General features: G+C 57.3%; 19 protein-coding genes. 9 read left to right on the forward strand and 10 right to left on the reverse strand.

All coding sequences use genetic code 11. The features are described from left to right. The first annotated feature begins 73 nt into the window (after window positions 1-73). The 3 genes from amrA to M5R41_04485 are packed head-to-tail and all read left to right on the forward strand — an operon-like array spanning window position 74 to window position 2,396. Window positions 74-670, forward strand: a complete 597-nt coding sequence (amrA, locus tag M5R41_04475) for an AmmeMemoRadiSam system protein A (protein ID MCZ7555642.1) — start codon at window positions 74-76, stop codon at window positions 668-670. Further along, window positions 667-1,515: an AmmeMemoRadiSam system protein B gene (gene amrB, locus M5R41_04480; GenBank protein MCZ7555643.1), complete on the forward strand. Its 849-nt coding sequence runs from the start codon at window positions 667-669 to the stop codon at window positions 1,513-1,515. Before amrA ends, amrB begins: the two co-directional genes overlap by 4 nt. Continuing rightward, window positions 1,512-2,396 carry a DUF2520 domain-containing protein gene (locus tag M5R41_04485; protein ID MCZ7555644.1) on the forward strand — a complete coding sequence of 295 codons (885 nt, stop codon included), beginning with the start codon at window positions 1,512-1,514 and terminating at the stop codon, window positions 2,394-2,396. The genes amrB and M5R41_04485 overlap by 4 nt, the downstream gene beginning before the upstream one ends. A 92-nt stretch (window positions 2,397-2,488) precedes the next feature. Here M5R41_04485 and M5R41_04490 read toward each other — a convergent pair whose 3' ends face one another. The 8 genes from M5R41_04490 to M5R41_04525 form a co-directional block, all read right to left on the reverse strand. Further along, a complete protein-coding gene (locus M5R41_04490) occupies window positions 2,489-3,256 on the reverse strand; it encodes a hypothetical protein (protein MCZ7555645.1) in 768 nt (255 codons plus the stop codon). A gap of 349 nt (window positions 3,257-3,605) precedes the next feature. Further along, window positions 3,606-4,487, reverse strand: coding sequence for a tetratricopeptide repeat protein (locus tag M5R41_04495; protein MCZ7555646.1), 882 nt, complete (start codon window positions 4,485-4,487; stop codon window positions 3,606-3,608). Between the two features lie 4 nt (window positions 4,488-4,491). Further along, window positions 4,492-6,033 carry a glutamine-hydrolyzing GMP synthase gene (gene guaA / locus M5R41_04500; protein MCZ7555647.1) on the reverse strand — a complete coding sequence of 514 codons (1,542 nt, stop codon included), beginning with the start codon at window positions 6,031-6,033 and terminating at the stop codon, window positions 4,492-4,494. A 75-nt stretch (window positions 6,034-6,108) separates the two neighbouring features. Beyond that, window positions 6,109-6,486: a glycine cleavage system protein GcvH gene (gene gcvH / locus M5R41_04505; protein MCZ7555648.1), complete on the reverse strand. Its 378-nt coding sequence runs from the start codon at window positions 6,484-6,486 to the stop codon at window positions 6,109-6,111. A 29-nt stretch (window positions 6,487-6,515) separates the two neighbouring features. Further along, entirely contained in the window at window positions 6,516-7,856 is a 1,341-nt protein-coding gene (gene accC, locus M5R41_04510; GenBank protein ID MCZ7555649.1) for an acetyl-CoA carboxylase biotin carboxylase subunit, read from the reverse strand. 39 nt (window positions 7,857-7,895) lie between these two features. Further along, window positions 7,896-8,366, reverse strand: a complete 471-nt coding sequence (gene accB, locus M5R41_04515) for an acetyl-CoA carboxylase biotin carboxyl carrier protein (protein MCZ7555650.1) — start codon at window positions 8,364-8,366, stop codon at window positions 7,896-7,898. 29 nt (window positions 8,367-8,395) lie between these two features. Beyond that, window positions 8,396-8,956 (reverse strand): elongation factor P, encoded by a 561-nt coding sequence (efp, locus tag M5R41_04520; GenBank protein MCZ7555651.1) that lies wholly within the window; start codon window positions 8,954-8,956, stop codon window positions 8,396-8,398. Window positions 8,957-9,157: 201 nt separating this feature from the next. Beyond that, on the reverse strand, window positions 9,158-9,280 hold the full coding sequence (locus tag M5R41_04525; GenBank protein MCZ7555652.1) for a hypothetical protein: 123 nt from the start codon (window positions 9,278-9,280) through the stop codon (window positions 9,158-9,160). Window positions 9,281-9,338: 58 nt separating this feature from the next. On the opposite strand from M5R41_04525, the gene M5R41_04530 reads away from it, so the two are divergent. The 5 genes from M5R41_04530 (at window position 9,339) to M5R41_04550 (ending at window position 15,653) form a co-directional block, all read left to right on the forward strand. Next, window positions 9,339-10,349, forward strand: coding sequence for a hypothetical protein (locus tag M5R41_04530; protein MCZ7555653.1), 1,011 nt, complete (start codon window positions 9,339-9,341; stop codon window positions 10,347-10,349). Next, entirely contained in the window at window positions 10,346-11,260 is a 915-nt protein-coding gene (locus M5R41_04535; GenBank protein MCZ7555654.1) for a hypothetical protein, read from the forward strand. The genes M5R41_04530 and M5R41_04535 overlap by 4 nt, the downstream gene beginning before the upstream one ends. Before the next feature lie 10 nt (window positions 11,261-11,270). After that, entirely contained in the window at window positions 11,271-12,257 is a 987-nt protein-coding gene (locus M5R41_04540) for a GNAT family N-acetyltransferase (protein ID MCZ7555655.1), read from the forward strand. Beyond that, window positions 12,254-14,335: a TonB-dependent receptor gene (locus tag M5R41_04545; protein ID MCZ7555656.1), complete on the forward strand. Its 2,082-nt coding sequence runs from the start codon at window positions 12,254-12,256 to the stop codon at window positions 14,333-14,335. The genes M5R41_04540 and M5R41_04545 overlap by 4 nt, the downstream gene beginning before the upstream one ends. 136 nt (window positions 14,336-14,471) lie before the next feature. Then, on the forward strand, window positions 14,472-15,653 hold the full coding sequence (locus tag M5R41_04550) for a PLP-dependent aspartate aminotransferase family protein (protein MCZ7555657.1): 1,182 nt from the start codon (window positions 14,472-14,474) through the stop codon (window positions 15,651-15,653). A 273-nt stretch (window positions 15,654-15,926) separates the two neighbouring features. Here M5R41_04550 and M5R41_04555 read toward each other — a convergent pair whose 3' ends face one another. Then, the gene (locus M5R41_04555) at window positions 15,927-17,078 is read right to left on the reverse strand and encodes an MFS transporter (GenBank protein ID MCZ7555658.1); all 1,152 of its coding nucleotides are present in this window, start codon (window positions 17,076-17,078) and stop codon (window positions 15,927-15,929) included. 286 nt (window positions 17,079-17,364) lie between these two features. Then, complete coding sequence (gene dinB, locus M5R41_04560; GenBank protein MCZ7555659.1) at window positions 17,365-18,561, reverse strand: DNA polymerase IV; 1,197 nt, start codon at window positions 18,559-18,561, stop codon at window positions 17,365-17,367. A gap of 257 nt (window positions 18,562-18,818) precedes the next feature. Here dinB and M5R41_04565 point away from each other — a divergent pair, with 257 nt between their 5' ends. Next, window positions 18,819-19,427 (forward strand): sigma-70 family RNA polymerase sigma factor, encoded by a 609-nt coding sequence (locus M5R41_04565; GenBank protein ID MCZ7555660.1) that lies wholly within the window; start codon window positions 18,819-18,821, stop codon window positions 19,425-19,427. The last annotated feature ends 54 nt before the right edge of the window (window positions 19,428-19,481 follow it).

A 19,481-nucleotide genomic window follows, 5' to 3' on the forward strand; every position in this document is an offset into this window, starting at 1 on the left:
AAAAGATAGATTCCTCGATCTTCAAAGGCAATACAATTCGGTATCAACAACCAACGCAATCAACAGCCAACGCATGATATCAGCCACTGAACAGCGGCGCCTCGCTCCCGACATTCTCCGCACCGCGCGCACGGTCATCGAGGCGCGTGTACGCGGGGATCGCACGGTAACCCCGCCGGATGTGCCCGAAAACATCATCGCGAGTGGCGTGTTCGTGACGGTACGTGTGGACGGTGCACTTCGAGGGTGCATCGGTTTTGTGGAGATCAGCGTACCTTTCAGCATCGCGCTCGCGGAAGCTGCATCGCGCGCAGCGATGGAAGACACACGTTTCGAGCCTGTTGAGCGCAGCGAGCTTCCCCGGCTGCGCGTCGAGGTGACCCTGCTCGGTCCTCTCGAGGATATTCATGGGCCGGAAGATATTGAACTCGGCAAGCATGGTATTCGCATAGACCATGACGGCCGACGGGGATTACTGCTCCCGCAGGTGGCGACGGAGCATCACTGGACCGCAGAGGAATTTCTCTCGGCCCTCTGCCGCAAGGCGTACCTTCCACTGGACACGTGGAGAAGCGGTCGTGCACGTCTCTCGCGCTTTTGCGGCATAGTCTTCCGTGAGGAGGACGTTTCAGACATCGTGCAATCAGCACAGGACACGAGGACCACATGAAAGCAATGCACATTCGGCAACCCGCCGTGAGCGGCTTGTTCTATCCGGCGGATCCGACGCTGCTCAGCCTGCACATCGACAGTCTGCTCGATGAGCACTCCCAAGCGCATGCGGGTGCTCTGCCTCTCGGTGTGATCGCACCGCATGCCGGGTACGCCTGGTCAGGATCAGTGGCCGCAGCAGCGTATGCCCGATTGCGCGGACACAACTTCCGCACTGCGGTTATCGTGTCCCCGAGCCATCGTGAGTATTTCAATGGTATTTCGGTGTTCGAGGGCGATGCCTACCGTACGCCGCTCGGCCTGATCAATGTGGATGTGGAGTTGCGGGAGAAGCTGCTCGCATCGCGCGGGGTCATTCACGAATCCAGCCTGGGCCACAGAGACGAGCATGCCATCGAAGTACATCTGCCCTTTCTCCAGCGTGTCAATCCCGACGCCAAAATCCTCCCGATAGTGATGGGAGATCAGCGCGCGGAGCATTGTTCTCTGCTGGCGGATGCGCTTGCCGCGTCGGTGAATCCGGCGAATACCATCATCATCGCCTCAAGCGATCTGTCGCATTTTCACGACCAGCTCACCGCCGTGGGCCTCGACAACGTAGCGGCGAAGGACATACGGGAGGGTCTGCCCATGAAACTGCTGGACGACCTGGCCACACACCGCTGCGAGGCTTGCGGCGGCGGACCCATTGCCGTCGTCCTTTCCGCTTGCGCGCAGCTCGGTGCCGACAATGTGTCGGTGCTCAAGCAGTGCACCTCCGGCGATGTGTCGGGCGATACGCAACGCGTCGTGGGGTATCTCAGCGCCATTGTCAGCGCGGCCATGCCGGGGAAACGTCCGTGATCACCCGAAGCTTCGGTCTCGTTGGCGCGGGTCGTGTGGGTCTCGCAATGACGCGGCATGCGATCATGCAGGGGTTTGATTTTCTTTGGGGAGTGGATCCGCGTCTGGAGGAGCTCTCGGGATTAGATAACGAAATTGTACGGCGCTTGCACGCGCGCGTCGCTGATATCCCGGATGTACCCGTTGATGCCTGCGTTATTGCCGTCGGAGACGAGCAGATCGGTATCGTTACGAAGGAGCTGGTGACGCAAGGCACACTCCGCACCGGAACGCTCGTATTCCATACCTCCGGTGTTCGAACATCGGCGGAATTGCTTCCCCTGGAAGACGCCGGAATGCTCACCGGTTCGATACATCCGATACAGTCCTTCATCGCGTCCGCAGGAGAGACCCCGCTCCGCGGAATCGGCTGTGGTATCGAGGGTACGGACGCTTTTTATGCGCGTGCGGTCGCTCTGGCCAGGGATTTCGGCTGGTCCGCATTGCGCATCGCCACGGATCAGAAGGCACTGTATCATGCGGCCTGCGTCTTTGCCGGCAATTTCCCCACCGTCCTCGCCGCGCTGTCGGAGGAGCTACTCCGGAAGTCTGCGGTGGAATCTCCGGACAGAACCCTGCCGTTCCTGTTACCAATGATGGAAGAAGTGCTTTCGCGTTTGCAGCACACCGCTCCGCGGGCCTCCCTTACTGGTCCCGCTTCGCGCGGTCAATCGACCGTGCTTTTGCAGCATTTCGAACAACTCCTCGGGTTCGACTCTCTGAGCGCGGAAGTGTATCGCTCGCTGAGTCTGGCCGCGGCAAAGCTCGCCGGAGTGTCGCCCGCATCGCTGTCACATCTCCGTGCTGCTCTCGTGGAGAGCGAAGGCCGCAAGGACATGTAAATCCGCCCTCCCCCGCATAATCCGTGTCACCTGTCTACGAATCATGTACGGCTATGGTAGGTACAGTTTCCGTACTTGTCTGTAGGTGCGATTCAGCCGAGATACGCGTTGTGTAAGTCGTACCATGTGGGATCCGGTACCCCGGGATGCGCAATCTGCCGGGGATGCGCTAGAGGCAGAATGTCGACTTCCCGGCCGGCAATACTTCTGCGCACAACGGCGCCGTATCCCTGGTCATCCACGAAATCATGCAAATCCCGCCATTCCCAGTCGCCCGTAACGGGACGTACAAACCAATGGAGCGCCTGATCTCCGAGAACAATCATTCTTTCGGCGCCCGATTCGTGCAGTTCACCGATGATTTCCTCGCAGCGTTGTTCCGTAATCAGCTCCGGTACGCCGGGCATGTCCGGCATGGGCAGATGAAACTGCGCCATGCGGTGGAAGTATTGCCGTCGGATCGCTTTTCGCTGTACGTTGTTGAGACAGGTATGCGGCACACAATCGCATAACCATACATCCGTGCGTGTAAGACCCAACGGCTCGAGTATGCGCCCATCGAGTACGCGTCCGGCAAGTCCGTTAAACCCCTCGGCTGTAGCACCAAGCGTACCTGCTCCCGGCGGAACCGCTATTGCACGAACGATGTCTTCTGATGTGATCCCGGACTTGTCACCGGTCCAATACATCTCCGGCTCGCTCGCTACGGCGAGGGCCTTTACCAGTATCTCGCCCTCCGCATCAGTCCAGCATGCATGCACCGCTCCGGCGTACGCACCGAGTATGAAAGTGGATTTGGGAGACCTGTCCTGTTGTGTCCGAATGGAAAGGGGCTGGCCAAAGGGGAAACGGTAATCCATGGGTAGTGGTGGATGAAAGGTGAAAAATGAAAGGAAAAATGAACAACGGTTGAAATACGTTCCGGAGAAGAGAATCCGTATCCCCGGAGTTTCACGTTACAACCATGATGGCGTGCCTCGGAAGATAGTTCGTGCGCCCAATGCTCGTCACGTCAGTCCGCACATTCCATCAATCACAGAACCCGGGCCTCGCCCTGTATGATCGACGTGCAGCATTTCATCGAACACCGGTACACGCGATGCCATAGAGACGGGTATGGAGCGACATCATCGTGCGTACCGGCGAAGCACGGACACGACAGCGCGGGTACTCGCACCGAATGCACAGCGGGCTCACGGTAACACATCGTCACTGCGGAAGCTTGCCGTGCGGGGCAAGATATTGCAATTGTTCGAGCGCTTCTTCGTTCTCCGGGTCGATTTCGAGCACACGGGTGAAATATTCCTCCGCACGCACGCGGTTGGATTTGAGAAGGGCAACCCGCCCGAGTCCTAAAAGCGCGGCTTCACGATGGCTCTCTTTTTGCAGCACTTCCTTGTACACCTGTTCGGCTTCGTCCGGAAAACCTGCACGGAGCATGGCTCCCGCAAGTGGAAGCAACAGCTCGGCCTTGCCCGGTTCGATGAGCAGGGCGCGCTCGAGAGCGTTCATTGCGGCGGTCCACTGTCTCGCCGCAAGATGTGCGGAAGCCAGTGCGGCGAGTGCCACGGTGGAGCGTGGATCGATCTGCGTCGCTCGCTGCAATGCCTCGATGGCGGACCTGTTCCTCCCGTTGCGCAGACGGGTTTCGCCCAGAGCGAGAGCCGCGTCGAGATGATTGTCCTGCAGCTCCAGCGCGCGATGAAAATGACGCTCGGCATGCTCCAGTTCACCGCGCTGCCAGTACACCATCCCCAGCGAGTAATGCGCCTTTGCATCATCGCTCGGCGCCAGTCGTTCAAGATAAAAGAGCGATCGCTCGTAATTTCCGCTCTGATAGCAGATGACACCCAGGGAATACAGAATCTCGTGGTTACGGGGTTCATGCTTCAGTGCGCGGAGCAGCACCTGCTCTGATGCGTTGAGATTTCCCATTTCCAGGTACACCTGACCAAGCCGAATGCGGTAACGAATATCATCGGGCACCATTTCGATCACCCGCTGATACATCTGCACCGCGTGCAGCCACATACGGTGTTGCTCGAAGTAGCGCGCTTCGTCCAGCAATTGCTGTACGCGGTGTTCGTTCACGCTGCTATTCCCATTCGATGGTCGAAGGCGGCTTGGAACTGATGTCGTACACGACACGATTCACACCACGTACCTCATTGATAATCCTGTTGGAGATACGCTCCAGAACATCGTACGGAATGCGCGCCCAATCGGCGGTCATCCCGTCGAGACTGGTGACGGCCCGGAGAGCCACGGTGTACTCATAGGTTCTTGCGTCTCCCATCACCCCTACCGAACGGACGGGCAGCAGCACGGCAAAAGCCTGCCAGATATTGTCATACTCTCCCGCTTTACGGATTTCCTGCATGTACACTTCATCCACATCGCGCAGGAGGTCGAGGCGCGGTTTCTCTACCTCGCCCAAGACACGTATGGCGAGTCCGGGGCCGGGAAAAGGATGACGGTCGAGAATATGCGCCGGCATGTCGAGTTCGCGTCCGACACGACGCACTTCGTCCTTGAACAATTCTCGGAAGGGTTCGATGAGCTTGAGATGCATGCGCTCCGGCAACCCCCCGACATTGTGATGGGATTTGATGGTGGCCGAGGGACCTTTGAAGCTCACGGATTCGATCACATCCGGATACAGGGTGCCCTGTGCAAGCCAGGCGGCGTCGCTGAATTCTTTCGCTTCCTTCTCGAAGACCTCGATAAAGGTCACGCCGATGATTTTTCTTTTCTCTTCGGGATCGGTCACACCGGCGAGACGGCTGAGGAATAAATCCGTGGCATCCACGAATTTAAGCGGAATGTGAAAGACGTCGCGGAAGGTCTCGACCACTTTCGCGCTCTCATTCTTGCGCATCACGCCGTTGTCGATATGGATGCATTGCAGTTGATCACCGATGGCGCGATGCAGCAGCACGGCAGCAACAGCGGAATCCACCCCTCCGCTCAGCGCGCAGATGACGCGTCCGTCGCCTACGGTTGCGCGAATGTCCTCGATGGAGCCTTCGATGAAGGAACGGGGATTCCATCCGCCTGCCGCACCGCAGATGCCGTACACGAAATTCGAGAGTATGGACGCGCCCTCGGCAGTATGCACGACTTCCGGGTGGAACTGCACACCGTACTGGCGCTTCGCGCTGTTGCGTATAGCGCAGATGGGTGCGTTGGGTGTGTGCGCGATAGTCTCAAAGTCACGCGGGATGCGGGTGAGCGCATCGCCATGGCTCATCCAGACCACGGTTTCCTGACTCACCCCTTTGAATAAATCGTCGCCGCTGTCAATGATGAGCTCGGCTTTGCCGTATTCCCTGCGCGCGGCGGGATCCACCGCGCCTTCGTTGTGTACGGCGATGAGCTGCAATCCGTAGCAGATGCCCAGAATCGGAATGTGCAGGTTGAATACCGACGCATCGATGCCCGGAGCCCCATCCTCGTACACACTGCTGGGTCCGCCCGAAAGAACGATCCCCTTCGGATTGTTGGCGTTGATAGCCGTGAGAGCGGTGTGGCAGGGATGGATTTCGCAGTATACGCCGAGCTCCCTGACGCGGCGAGCGATGAGCTGCGTGTATTGTGACCCGAAATCAACGATGCAGATCCATTCGGTATGATGCATGGCGACAAATATGGAGGGATAATGAATGACCGGTCGGATACGTTGTCCGACCGGTCAGGAAATTGTTGCGTTACGTTATTTGCCGATGAGTGCTTTGTATTCGTCCGCACTGAGCAGCGCGTTATACTCGTCCATCGAAGCGATGGTCATTTTCACCATCCAACCCTTGCCATAGGGATCGGAATTGACTATTTCGGGGCTGCCATCGAGATCGGGATTGATTTCGGTGATGGTGCCACCGAGCGGCGCGATGATGTCGGAGACGGTCTTCACAGCTTCGATGGAACCAAAGCTTTCACCCGAGACGACGGAGCGCATTTCAGGAATGTCGATAAACACGACATCGCCAAGCTCGCCTTGCGCGTACTCTGTGATGCCGACAACCGCGGTACCGTCTTCGAGACGGACCCATTCATGCGAATCGGTATACTTGAGATTTTCCGGGAATTGCATACTAGCTCCTGGGTTGAAATGAGAACGTTTTATGCTATGTCGAGGCGTTCGATAAAATGCGTGTCCACATCACCATCGATAAACGCCGGATGCTCCATCACTTTTCTATGAAACGGAATCGTCGTGTGTACCCCCTCGATCACGAACTCTTCCAACGCCTGACGGGCGCGAGCGAGAGCTTCAGCGCGGTCTTTGCCGTGCACGATGAGCTTGCCGATCATGGAATCATAATACGGCGGTATGGCATACCCCTGGTACACATGAGAATCGACACGGACGCCGTAACCACTGGGCATGTGCCATGTTGTGATGAGGCCAGGCGAGGGCCTGAAGTCGTGCGCGGGATCCTCGGCATTGATGCGGCACTCGATTGCGTGCCCCTGATGCCCCTTGAACATGTGGGGATCTATTTCCTCACCTGCGGCGATACGGATTTGTTCGCGGATGAGATCGATGCCGGTTACCGCTTCGGTGACGGGGTGCTCGACCTGTATGCGTGTATTCATTTCCATGAAATAGAAATCGCCGTTGGCATCGAGGAGGAACTCGATGGTTCCCGCTCCCTCGTAGGCGATGCTCCTCGCAGCGGCAACAGCGGCCTCGCCCATGCGCTGACGCAACTCCGGCGTGACGGCGGTGGAGGGGGCTTCTTCGATGAGTTTCTGATGGCGGCGCTGCACGGAACAATCGCGCTCGCCGAGATGCACGACGTTGCCATGCTTATCACCCAGCACCTGAATCTCGATATGCCGGGGCCGATTGATGTACTTCTCCATGTACAAGTCGCCGTTGTTGAAGGCGGACTCGGCTTCGGCCTTGGCCATCAGGAACTGTTTCTCGAATTCCTCGCGGTGACGAACGATGCGCATGCCCTTTCCTCCGCCACCAGCGGAGGCCTTGATCATGACAGGCACGTCCATGCTGTCGAGTAGCCGCAGCGCGTGATCCATATCCTCCACCACACCATCGCTGCCGGGTACCGTTGGCACGTTGACAGCCGCGACCGTCTCCTTTGCCAGCGACTTATTGCCCATGCGGTGAATCATTTGCGGTGACGGACCGATGAAAACAAGGCCGGAATCGGTACAGATTTCGGAAAATCCGGGATTCTCCGCCAGGAAGCCATAGCCCGGGTGAATGGCATCGGCACCCGTGATGGCAGCCGCACTGATGATGCGGGGGATGTTGAGATAGCTCTCCCTGCCCTGGGGCGGACCGATACACACCGCTTCATCCGCAAAACGGACATGCAGGGAGTTTTCGTCGGCCGTCGAGTACACCGCGACGGTTTTAATGCCCATAACCTTGCAGGTACGGATGATGCGGAGGGCTATTTCGCCTCTGTTCGCGATTAAAATTTTAGAAATCACGGCAGTCTCGGTTTAGTCGAAATGGTATCGGCCCGGACTTCAGGACGGGTCGATAAGAAACAGAGGCTGGTTGTATTCGACGGCCTGTCCGTTCTCCACAAGCACTTTCACGACCCGGCCGGAAATATCGGACTCGATGTCGTTCATGATTTTCATTGCTTCGATAATGCAGAGCGTGTCACCGGCGGTCACGTTTTGTCCGACCTGCACGTAGGGATCTGCATCGGGTGATGAAGAGCGGTAGAAGGTTCCGACGATGGGTGAGCGCACCTCGTGATAGCTACCGGCAACAGCGGGCTGCGGAGCCGCGGGGGGAATCTCGGCCTGGCCGGTCGGGACAGGAGAAACGGAGGGGGCAGCTGCCGCGACATGCTGGACGGCAGGAAGCACGGCTTGTGCGGCCACGGCACGAGTGATACGGACGCGCTTGCCGTCCTCCTCTATCTCGATTTCTGCGATTTCCGACTCGTTGACTATTTTTATCAGTCGTTTGACATACTGAAGATCCATTGCGGCTCCTGTGTGTGAAAGGAGGAGAACTATTTCACTCGTTCGAGGTATGCGCCGGTGCGCGTATCGATTTTCAGTTTTTCGCCCTGTTCGATGAAGAGCGGTACGACCACCGCGGCACCCGTTTCGACGATGGCGCGCTTGCTGCCGCCTTGCGCCGTATCACCGCGCACGCCGGGTTCGGTTTCCGTGACGACAAGTTCTACCGTGATGGGGAGCTCACCGGAAATCGGTGTGTCGCCATCCATGAGTATTTCGCACACTTCTCCTTCACGCAGGAAGCGAACGGAATCACCGAAAGTCACGGCGTCTACGTGTATCTGCTCGTAATTCTCCTGATCCATGAAGCAGAGATAATCGCCTTCAGGGTAGAGGAACTGGAATTTGCGGCGATCCACACGCACGACATCCACGTTCTCCCCAGGGCGGAAGCGTTGCTCAAAGGCGGAACCGGTACGCATATTGCGCAGCTTGGTGAGAACCATCGCCCCGCCCTTTCCCGGCTTGTGGTGGCGCCACTCAACAATAGTGTGAAGATCGCCGTTGAAGCGAATGATAAGACCGTTGCGAAAATCAGTCGTAGAACCCATACAAATAGTTACTCTGAACAATGATGAATATCCGATACAGAACTTTAAGTTAGGCAGGAACAGCCATAAAATCAAGAAATGCAGGTTTTACGGAAACGTGCGGAGATTGCTCCGCGGGTGGACACGGATGATGACGGTTTGCCGCGAATGATTTCGTTGGTGGTACGTTGATTCCGGGTACACCTTGGGATTCGGAGTTGATCATTCGAGGACGTTGTACACTGCCTGCGCCACGTCTTCCCCGCGCTCCGTCCATCCGCGAAGGACCATGACCTTCCGTATCAACAGCGCGGCGGTCCGCGCCGCAGATCCGCTCCGATCCATGCAATCCGCGCAGCGAAACTCAATTTTTCCACGCGGTGAATTTGCATATTTTATCAAAATGGACAGAATAGCACGCATCACAGCATTCCCCTTTCTGATCGCAGCATTGCTCGCGCTCGTCGCAACAGGCTGCGGTAACAATGAGAAGGAAATTCCCAAGGAGGAGCGCGGGGAGCCGAATGTGCTGCCGGAAGAAATCGTGCTCTACCGCGAAGCGCGTGACGCCTTTCGGGAGTGGGTGCGCGTCTTTGACGCACAGCGTTCCTTTCAATCCGCATTCGGCCTGCTCTCGCGTGTCAGCAGGTCGCGACTGCGAGAAGAGGGAGTAAACGACGCTGCCGGCTTCGAACGTTGGTTCGTGGAGCGGGCCAATGCGGGTGTGCCGCCCTTCTCCTATACATTCTCACGTTTCGACATCATCGACATAGAGATGCGCGACAGCAGCGAGGCGCTGCTCACCGGCACCTTCATTGTGCAAGTGCATTCGACGACGTTCGAGAGCGTCGGCACGTTCCGTCTGCGGCGACAAGGCGGTCGCTGGGTGGTACCGTTCGCGGAAAGCGGTGATTTCGAAGCATCCTGGTGGCAGAAGGAACGACAGTTCTCCACACGTGTGCGCGAAGAAGGCACATCCACATACACAGCGCAGAAACTCGGACTGTCCGTACGCTACCCCATTACCTGGGATGTCTCCACCCGCGGCACGCTCGGCATACCAGGGCACGGAAGCGCAGGCGCAGGCATCGAACTCACGTACATTGATCCGACAACCTTACTCCCGCAGGCCATTATGCGCATCGCGACGCTCCCTGTGCCCGTGCCCGACAGCGTCTTTGCACTATCCGGTAATGGCGGATCAACGGATCCGGTCGTCCTGCGCCGTGAGAATGCGACCGTAACGGAAGGCGGCACACTGTCCGGCAAACTGACGATTCTCGCCGATGTCCTCAACAACAGACAGATCGCCGTGCTTGCGGTCGTTGATGAGAACAGCAGCTTCCAGTTTTTCGGGCAAACGTTTGAATCCATCCTTTCCTCCATCGCAACCAGTAAGGTCACGCCGCAATGAGATTGCTCTATACTCTGTTATTCTTCTCCATCACACTACTGTCCGCCACCGCTTGCGAGCGCGAGGCCGGTACAAAGGACTCCCCTGCTCAGCCCGCTGCCGAAGGCCGTATGGAAGGCCGCGACGCGGTGGATGACTCTGTCCACGTCCCGCGTGTCGCGGATCCGAAGCTCAAAGCGGAGCTGCAAAGAGAGTTGAAACAGATTATGGCCGTCCGGAATGCCGCGGATCGTCCGGACGAGATTCAGAGCATGATCGTCGATTTGCAGGCACTCTTCAAAGTGTTGACGGTGACGGCACGGGCGTTCGACAAGCAGGGGCAGTTCACGAAGGAGATTCAGGCGGAAATGGGGCGCTTTCGGAACTCCGACGAGACTGTGAAAGACGATGCCGGACGCATAATGAATGGTCTTACCGGTGTGTACAACATGTATGCGATACTGGCAAAAATGCGTTTTGTGGGACGCGAAGAGCAACAACGGCAGATTCAGGGCATACACAACGCCACCGTCTCGATGTTCAAGCCGGACATTCAGGCAGTACGGGCCGCTGCGGCAATCGCCAAAAGCGTGTATATGCTCTGTACCATGATCATGCGAGACATCGATTCCGAGGGACTGTATATCGAGGCGTTCGAGCAGATTGAAGACCGCTACAAGGAGGGAAACAAGGTATCGAGCATGGATGAGGACAGGTATATCAATGGCGTATTCCGCACCTTTGAGGTCTCGCAACTGTGGGCACTCTGGATGAATCCGGCGGAAAGGAGCAAGATATCCGGACTGAGCGGAGAGATCGCCGGCAAAAGCGCGCGTGCCGAGAGTGTCGGTGAGCAGATGAGCGTTGCCACGGAGTACCTGTACCGCATCAGCTTACACATCGCGGCGGAAACCGTATCGCTCACTCTGTAGGAGCATCGGGATGAGGTTGTGGATGGTCGAGACGGCGCGACTTGACGATGCCGGTGCAGAATGGGAAGAACTGCACCGGCGAGCCAAAGGGATTGTGTTTACGTCCGGCGACTGGCTGCGCACCCTCGCCGATATGTACGGTCGTGAGGCATATTGCGTTCTTGTGGGCGACGGGGAGATGATTCGTGCGGGTATTCCGTTGCTGCTGAAACGAAAGGGAATGCTACGCTACTCCGGTGCACTGCCGATGAGCCTCTATTCCGGGCTTCTGCACACGCTTGCTCCCGAAGACTATCCCGGAGCCTGTGAGGCGCTGCTGAGCGAAAGCGAGCAGCTTTGCCATTTCGCCTCTCTGTCCCTCCCGCATGATAATGCGTTGATCTCCATACTTGCTTCCCGCGAATGGGATGTGCAGCACCGTCTGAGTCTGCGCCTCGACCTCTCGAATCCTGAGCGACTCTGGAACGGATACAGTCAATCCCTGCGTCGGAAAATCCGCAGAGCTTCAGAAGTACCCTTGACGATTCGTGACGATGCTCCTGTTGACCTCCTCATCGACTTGTATGAAAAAAGCTATCTGCGCCACGGAATACTCCCTCCCACGCCGCCGCAACAGATGCGCGGCTGGCTCTCCCGGCTGCGGCAGCAAGGACTGTTGCATTGTTTTGCCGCGTACCGTGCGGACGGTGTGCCGGCAGCTGCCCGCGCGCTCATACGGGATGGCGATATGGTGTACGACTGGCTTGCCGGTGCCGACCCGGTTGTGGCCCCGTCCGGGTCGCATTCTCTCTTGCACACCATCCTTCTCCGCTACTCCGCGGAGGGTGCGAAAACGTTTGATTTCATGGGCGCCAACACACCCGGCGTGGTCGAGTTCAAAAGAAGTTTCGGACCGTACGAACATCCGTACGTTGAGGCCTATTGGTACCGGACACCGCTGGTGAAGACCTTGTTGCGGATACAGAGTGCGCGATTACTGCGCGGGAGACGGCTGTGACACGACTTCTCTTCCTCTTCTCGTGCCTGCTCATCATCAACACGACGGCCTGGGCACAAATTGACAGCGTCGCGACACCTGATGACACGACATTCGTATCGTCTGCCGCTGATGCGGGAACCTCCCCTGTCACCGCCCCCTTGTCGCTCGCTCGTCATGGCAGACCGTCACCTGCGCATATCACACTGTCGCGGGACTCCATTCTCCTGCTGTCCTATCACCATGCCGGCGAGGTTCTCGGCGCCATGGCGGGGATACAGGAGTTCAGTCTCGGGAATTTTGGACAGCCGCTTTGGTTGGGGCGCATGGGATCGGGTCCCCGCCAGTGGACGATGACGCTGAACGGCAGTGATCTTGCCGGCGCCTTGACGGATGGCCCGGAGATGCATCAAATCCCGATCGAGGACATAGGCACACTCAGCATCTCCGCACAGTACGACGCATTCTGGCTGGGCGGCCCCGGTGCCGTGCTCGCAGCCGATGTTGTGGAGAAGGAATGGCACGCGCCCCGTCCGGTAACACGGCTTCGTCATACTGAAGCGGCCAACGAATACCTCTACACCGACGGAATGTTTACCCTGGACGTGTCGGACCGGGAGAATGTGTTCATCGCCGGAACCCGCACCGTAATCGGTACATCCGGTTCAAACGACGCGGCACGCTTCGCAAACAACAGGCATGAGAGCTGGAATCTGCGATTGCGCTACCGGAATCAGATCAGTACCGCAGTGAGTGCGCGAGTGGCGCTGCGCTACGACGACGGCATTACCCTGCTCAATGGCGGTGTCGCGCCACCACTGGACGCAGACCTCAATCTCTACCCCTATCCGGTGGATGGAACCGAGCCCTTCAGCACGGAGGCCTTCGACGCGAAAGTGGCATCGCTCGTGAATACCACGATGTCCACACAGCGGCAGCGGTATACCGCCGAAGGCGGCGGCCGGATACAGTGGGACAAGGACAGCGCGCATGTCACGGATGTACGATTCACGGCACAATCCGAGGTGAGCCGCTTTCACGACCGCATGCAGGAGCTCCTGGTGGACAGCATCGCCGACCCTCTGCTCAACATCACCGATGCCTGGTCGCGAACTGCAGTGGAGCTTCGCCATACGAACGACCTCGGCTGGTCCACATTGAACCTGGCGGCATCGGCCTCTCCCTACAGCGCAAAAAAAGGCGGCGAGATGTTTTCACGCAGCGGCCTGAACACCATGCTGCGCGGCAAATTGGATTTGACCCTGGGAGCACTGCACGCGACAGGAATGGCGCGATTGGATAACATGTACGGCAGGAGCGCGTTGAGTGCGGGAGCGGGGGCTGATGTTCGCATCGGAGATGCGCTGACGGTGTGGGGAGGCGTATCGTACTCCCCCAGGATATATTCGCTTACCGAGCAATGGTATCGCGAGGGAGCGTCAGCGACGCTGCCCAAGGAAGCGCCGCTTGAAGATTTGCGCACGACCGAGCTGGGCGCACGGGTGCTGTTGGCCTGGCTGAATGCGGATGTTCGCGTATTCCAGCGCAGAGCGGAAAACCGACTTCTGCTGCGCAGTACGCCCATGACAGGTACCCTCCCCGGCAGATACAGTCTGGCAGTCACCGAGACAGGAGAAAGCGAAAACCTTTCCGGAGTGAGCGCCGATATCCGTATCGCGCTGTGGCGCTTTTTCCTCGATCAGCAAGGGACGTTGCTGCAATCGGACAGGACGCAGAGCGTCGCGCGTTCCCTGCTCGCGCCTGAACGATCGTACCGGGCGGAGCTGTATTATCGGGGATCACTGATCGAAGGGACACTCGATCTGCGCATCGGCGGGTCGTTCAACTACAACAGCGCGTATTTGCCGCTGAGCTATCACCCGCTCACGGGGCTCTTCACGTACGCATCTCCGGACAACGCATGGACGTACACCGACATGTGGCGAGTGGATGCCTTCGTTTTCGCCACCATCAAGGACAGAGCGACCATTCACGTCGTGTTGCACAACGCATTCGACACGCCGTATATCACGACGCAGTTTTATCCGATGTTCGACCGCGCCGTACGTATCGGCGTGGATTGGATTTTCTTTGATTGACGTTTTCTCGCATCGGACTATTCAGTATGTTTTATTTCCGGTCCGCAGGACCTCGTTCAGAACACTCCTGCGATGCGGGACCTCTTCTCCGACCGGAAATGCACCTTTTCCTCTCGTATTATATCGGAGTTCTATCGTGAAATCCATTCGTGACGCAGCCAAAGCAACACAGGCCGTTCATGCCGGCATCGAGGAAGACCGTTTCGGCGCGGTGGTTCCACCCATTTATCAGACGTCGACGTTCAAATTCGAAAATGTCCAGCACGGGGCGGATCTGTTCGCCGGCAAAGGCGACGGCTACATTTACACCCGCATGCTCAATCCCACTATACAGGCGATGGAAAACGCGATCGCGATTCTCGAAGGCGGCTCGCACGGCCTCGGTTGCGGCAGCGGCATGGCGGCGATTCACACCGCGCTGGCAACGCTCCTGAAAGCCGGAGACCATGTGGTGTGCAGCGAGTCCGTATACGGACCGACCAGCACCCTTCTGAAGAATTACCTCACCGGCTTCGGTATCGAGAGCACCTTCGTCGATTCATCGAGCACCGAAGCGGTTGCGGCGGCGGTGAGTCCCGCGACACGTGTCATTTTTATTGAGACACCAGCAAATCCGACACTCGTAATCAGCGACCTCAGGGCAATCGCCGCCATTGCACAGAACGCGCAGGCGAAACTGGTCGTTGACAATACCTTCATGAATCCCGTAATGCAGCGACCGCTGGAAATGGGCGCCGATGTCGTTGTGCACAGTTTGACAAAATCCCTGAACGGGCATGCGGATGTTGTGGGTGGTATCATCGTCGTGAAGGATGAAGAGACCTATACCACCTTCCGCAAGGCGCTGAATAATTTCGGCGGTGTGATTGATCCCTTCAACTCCTTCCTCGTGCATCGGGGGCTGAAAACACTGCATCTCCGCACTGAACGTTCCTCCGATAATGCGATGAAAATCGCACAATGGCTCGAAACACACCCCGCCATCGAATGGGTACGCTATCCCGGTTTGCCCAGTCATCCGCAACATGAACTGGCAACCCAACAGATGGACGGATACGGATCAATGATTGCCTGTGAACTGAAGGGCGGTATGGAAGCCGGCATATCGGTCATGAACAGCGTCCAGCTCTTCGCATTGGCGGTCAGTCTCGGTGGCGTGGAATCTCTGATTCAACATCCCGCCAGCATGACGCATTTCACCATGGGCAAGGAACAACGCGAGCAGGCTCACATTACCGATGGCTTGGTCCGTATCTCCGTCGGCATAGAAGATGTCGACGAATTGATCACAGACCTGGAGCAAGCGCTCCGAGCGTAAGCGCACAAGTAATCCGTCTCAGGCGGAACGACCCAGGATCGACGATTTACGATTGAAGATTTTCGATTTGTCGTCGTATCCGAAGTTGTAGCGAAGCGCTGAGAACCCGGCGTTCTCAGATCTTCGAAGGACCGGGATGAACGGCAGAGAGAGGGCAGAGTGTTTGCAACTCTGCCCTTCTTCATTAGCAACACCCGCTTCCTCTTCCTCTCCCCCTTCACTCTTTCCTCTTTCCTCTTTCCTCTTTCCTCTTTCCTCTTTCCTCTTTCCTCCTCACTCTTTCCTCTTTCTCCTCACAAACGGGAGCGCAAGCAGCACACAAAGTATCTCCGTCGCGCCGGCCAGATAGAACGCTTCGGTATATCCGGCGACATCAGCCATAAGCCCCCCGGCAAGCGGACCAAGTGCGAATCCGATCGATCCCATGGCGTTAAAGCCACCCATGGCGGAGGCCTTTCGTTCCGGTGGAGCAATGGTGGCGATCATCCAGAGACTGGGGGCGTACATCGCGGCCGCAAGAATCCCGCAGCCAACCATGAGATAGGGCATCTGCTCGGGATGCACATGCCCCGTGAACAACACCAGCACGCCGTACAGCAACGAACCGGCAAGCAGGAGTGTCAGCCCCCCGATACGGTCGGTCAGGCGGCCAAAGACATAGGTCAGTAACGAAAACGGCAGGAGAAATCCGGCCAGCATACGTCCCGCCTCTCCCGCTCCCAATGCAAATTCCTGCGCCACATACAGCGGAAACGTGACCGCGAAAAATCCCACCGTGAATCTGTCAATAAAGGTGAACGCATAAGGAAGAAGTAAAGCACGGTGATCGTGCACCACCGTCAGCGCATCGCGCAGCGACCGCGCCTGCGCTGTCGGAGTGTCGTCGAGCAGGAAATGCGCCGTCACTGCGCAGGCCAGCAGAATCACGAAGCCCATCGTGCAAAGCAACACCATGGATTCCGCCCCGATAGCGCCGCCTACAGGAAACGCCAACGTGGTACCGAGGGAAATCGCCCCGCCCATCAATCCCATTACCTTGCCCGAGTGTCCTTTGCGGGCGTAATCCGCTGCCAGTGTCATTACCATGGAGAAGCCCAGAATGCTCGTGGATCCCTCAAGGAAGCGCAGTGCAAGCAGCATCCCATAATCCGGTGCGAAGGGCAATGCGACGTGGAACATCCCCGTCGCCACATAGCCCGCCACAAGAAAGGGCTTCCGCCTCCCGCGCCTGTCCGACAGCGCCCCCCACACGAACGCGAACACCACGTGCGGTACGAGATACGACACCGCAAACAGCGATGAGGCCGTATCACTCAACACGAAGCGGTCCCGTACGAATGCGCCGATATTCGGAAACACCACCGCCGTGGAAAAGGTACTTGCAAAGCCCAGCGCCGCGAGCAACATGATCTGCTTCCAGGGCACGGCGTTTTCAGTTAACGGTAGACTCACCTTACGATATACGATATGCGATTTACGATTGCAGTCGGAATTGGACGTCACCGAATACAATGTACCATATACGACTCCCCCGACATAGCGGCATTACGGGGAAGTTTTCCTTGATCTGAGGCCAGGAAGTCCCGAAAATGCGAGCACGGATCACGTGCATCGTTACACGTTAAAACGTTACAGGTTACGGGTTTAACGTTAAACGAGGATACTGTATGAAATACCAAATACAATCGGAAATCGCTCCGACTGAGGCGGATCAAGCGTGGCGCAGTTTTTTCTGGCGTTCTTCCAGCACGCTGCCATAGGTGAGGGCGTCGCGACCGAAGCGCTGGCGGATACTGTCGAGTCCGGCGTAAAGGCGGTCGTATTTTTCCTCTTTTTCTTCGAAGAGAAACAGTTGACCATAATCCTCGATGAGGTCGGAGGTACTGATGCCGAGCAGACGCACGCGTACGCGCCGCGTGTACAGCGCACGAAAGCAGCGCTCGGCGAGGGCGAAGATAACGTGATCGGCGTTGCTGTACTCGCAACGCAGGCTTTTGGTGACGGTGACGAAATCCGCGTAGCGGAGCTTGAGCGTGACACAGGAAGCGAGAAAGCCCTGCTCACGCAAATCGTGTCCGATACGCTGCGAAAGATGCCGCAGCGTTGCGACCATGGTGTCGGGATCGAGCACGTCTTCGGAATAGGTGTTTTCGGCACCCAGGGATTTGCGCCGCCGGTACGGGAGAATGGGACTGTGGTCTATGCCGCGGGAATGCTCGTGCAGACTGCGTCCCGGCTTGCCATACATGTTGGAAAAGAGCTGCAGCGGCAGGGCGGCAATATCGCCAATGCGTGGTATGCCCATGGACAGCAGTTCGCGCTCCATCACGTCGCCCACGCCCGGCAGCAACGCGATGTGATGCGGCGCGAGGAAGGGCGCCTCTCCCCCGTCCGGTACATGCATATCGCCCGCGCGTTTGCCGACGTTGGTGGCCACTTTGGCTACAAGCTTGTTGCGCGCGACACCGTAGGTAAGCGGCAAATGCAGTTCGCCCAGGATGGTGCGTTTGACCTTGCTCCCCCACGCTGTTTCCGGCCCCATCACGCGCGAGCAGCCACTGAGGTCAAGATAGAATTCGTCAATCGAGGCCTTTTCCATGACGGGCACGAAATCTTCGAGTATTTCCGACACGCGATCAGAATACTGCGCGTAATGCGTGAAATTCGGATGCAAAAACACTGCTTTGGGGCACAGCTCCCACGCGCGGCGCAGCGGCATGGCCGAGTGTATACCGAACATGCGCGCCTCGCGCGAGCAGCCCGCCACCACGCCACGCTGAAACGGCGTCCCCCCCACCACCACGGGACGCCCGACCAGTGACGGGTCCAGCAGACGCTCCACGGACACGAAAAACGTGTCCATATCGAGATGCATGCAGCGTGTAGGGGATGCAGCCGCCGCGGACATGTTTTGTTCTCCTCGGAATTATAGTTAGACATTCGTCTTATGTATTGTACGAAAATGCCGGAGCAATGTCAACCAGCGTATGAAAAAACCAACGAGCGCAGCAGAAAACAGATGCAGCGGAATGTGCGTACCGCGGCGTACTTCACGGGGTCGGTGCGCATCGCAGTCCGCGTCTGCATCCCGCGAACAAAACGTAGTTTGAATTCTGTGGCCAAACACGTATGTTGAATGATACTGTTGGAACGCCTATTCATTGTATGTATCAGACCCCGGACGAAAGACGAGAACAGTCCCGCATCGAGGACAAGGCCTTGATCGCAGCCGCGATCGCGGGTCAGCAGGATGCGTACAAGCGGCTGATGAAAAAGTATCACGGTGCCATCGCAAATCTGGTGACACGCATGATAGGCAATCAGGATGACGTCGAGGATTTGACGCAGGAAGCGTTCATAAAAGCCTTCAATTCCCTCGCTTCCTTCAACGACGAATTCGCGTTTTCCACCTGGCTGTACAAAATCGCCTCGAACAATTGCATCGATTACATGCGGAAGCGTCGCCTGCGTACGATGTCCATTGATCGTCCCGCTCCCGGTTCCGACGGTGACCAGCAGTACGAAATCCCGGATTCGTCCAATATCCCCGACCAGCATATTCAGCAGTCGCAGCAGTCGCAGACCATTCAGAAAGCAATCGACAATTTGCCTGACAAGTACCGCACCGTCATCATCATGCGGCATCAGGAGGAAAAGAGCTATGACGAAATTGCCGTCGCTCTCGATCTGCCCATTGGTACGGTCAAGGCGCACATTTTCCGCGCCCGTGAAATGCTGTACAAGCAGCTGCGTGGAAAAGTCGGAAATTACTGATTTTTTCCGTCAGGATATTGGAAAAATACCGGATTATGCCTATATTTAAATCTA

The organism is Bacteroidia bacterium, assembly GCA_027493955.1.
Taxonomy (GTDB): domain Bacteria; phylum Bacteroidota; class Ignavibacteria; order SZUA-365; family SZUA-365; genus JAOSJT01.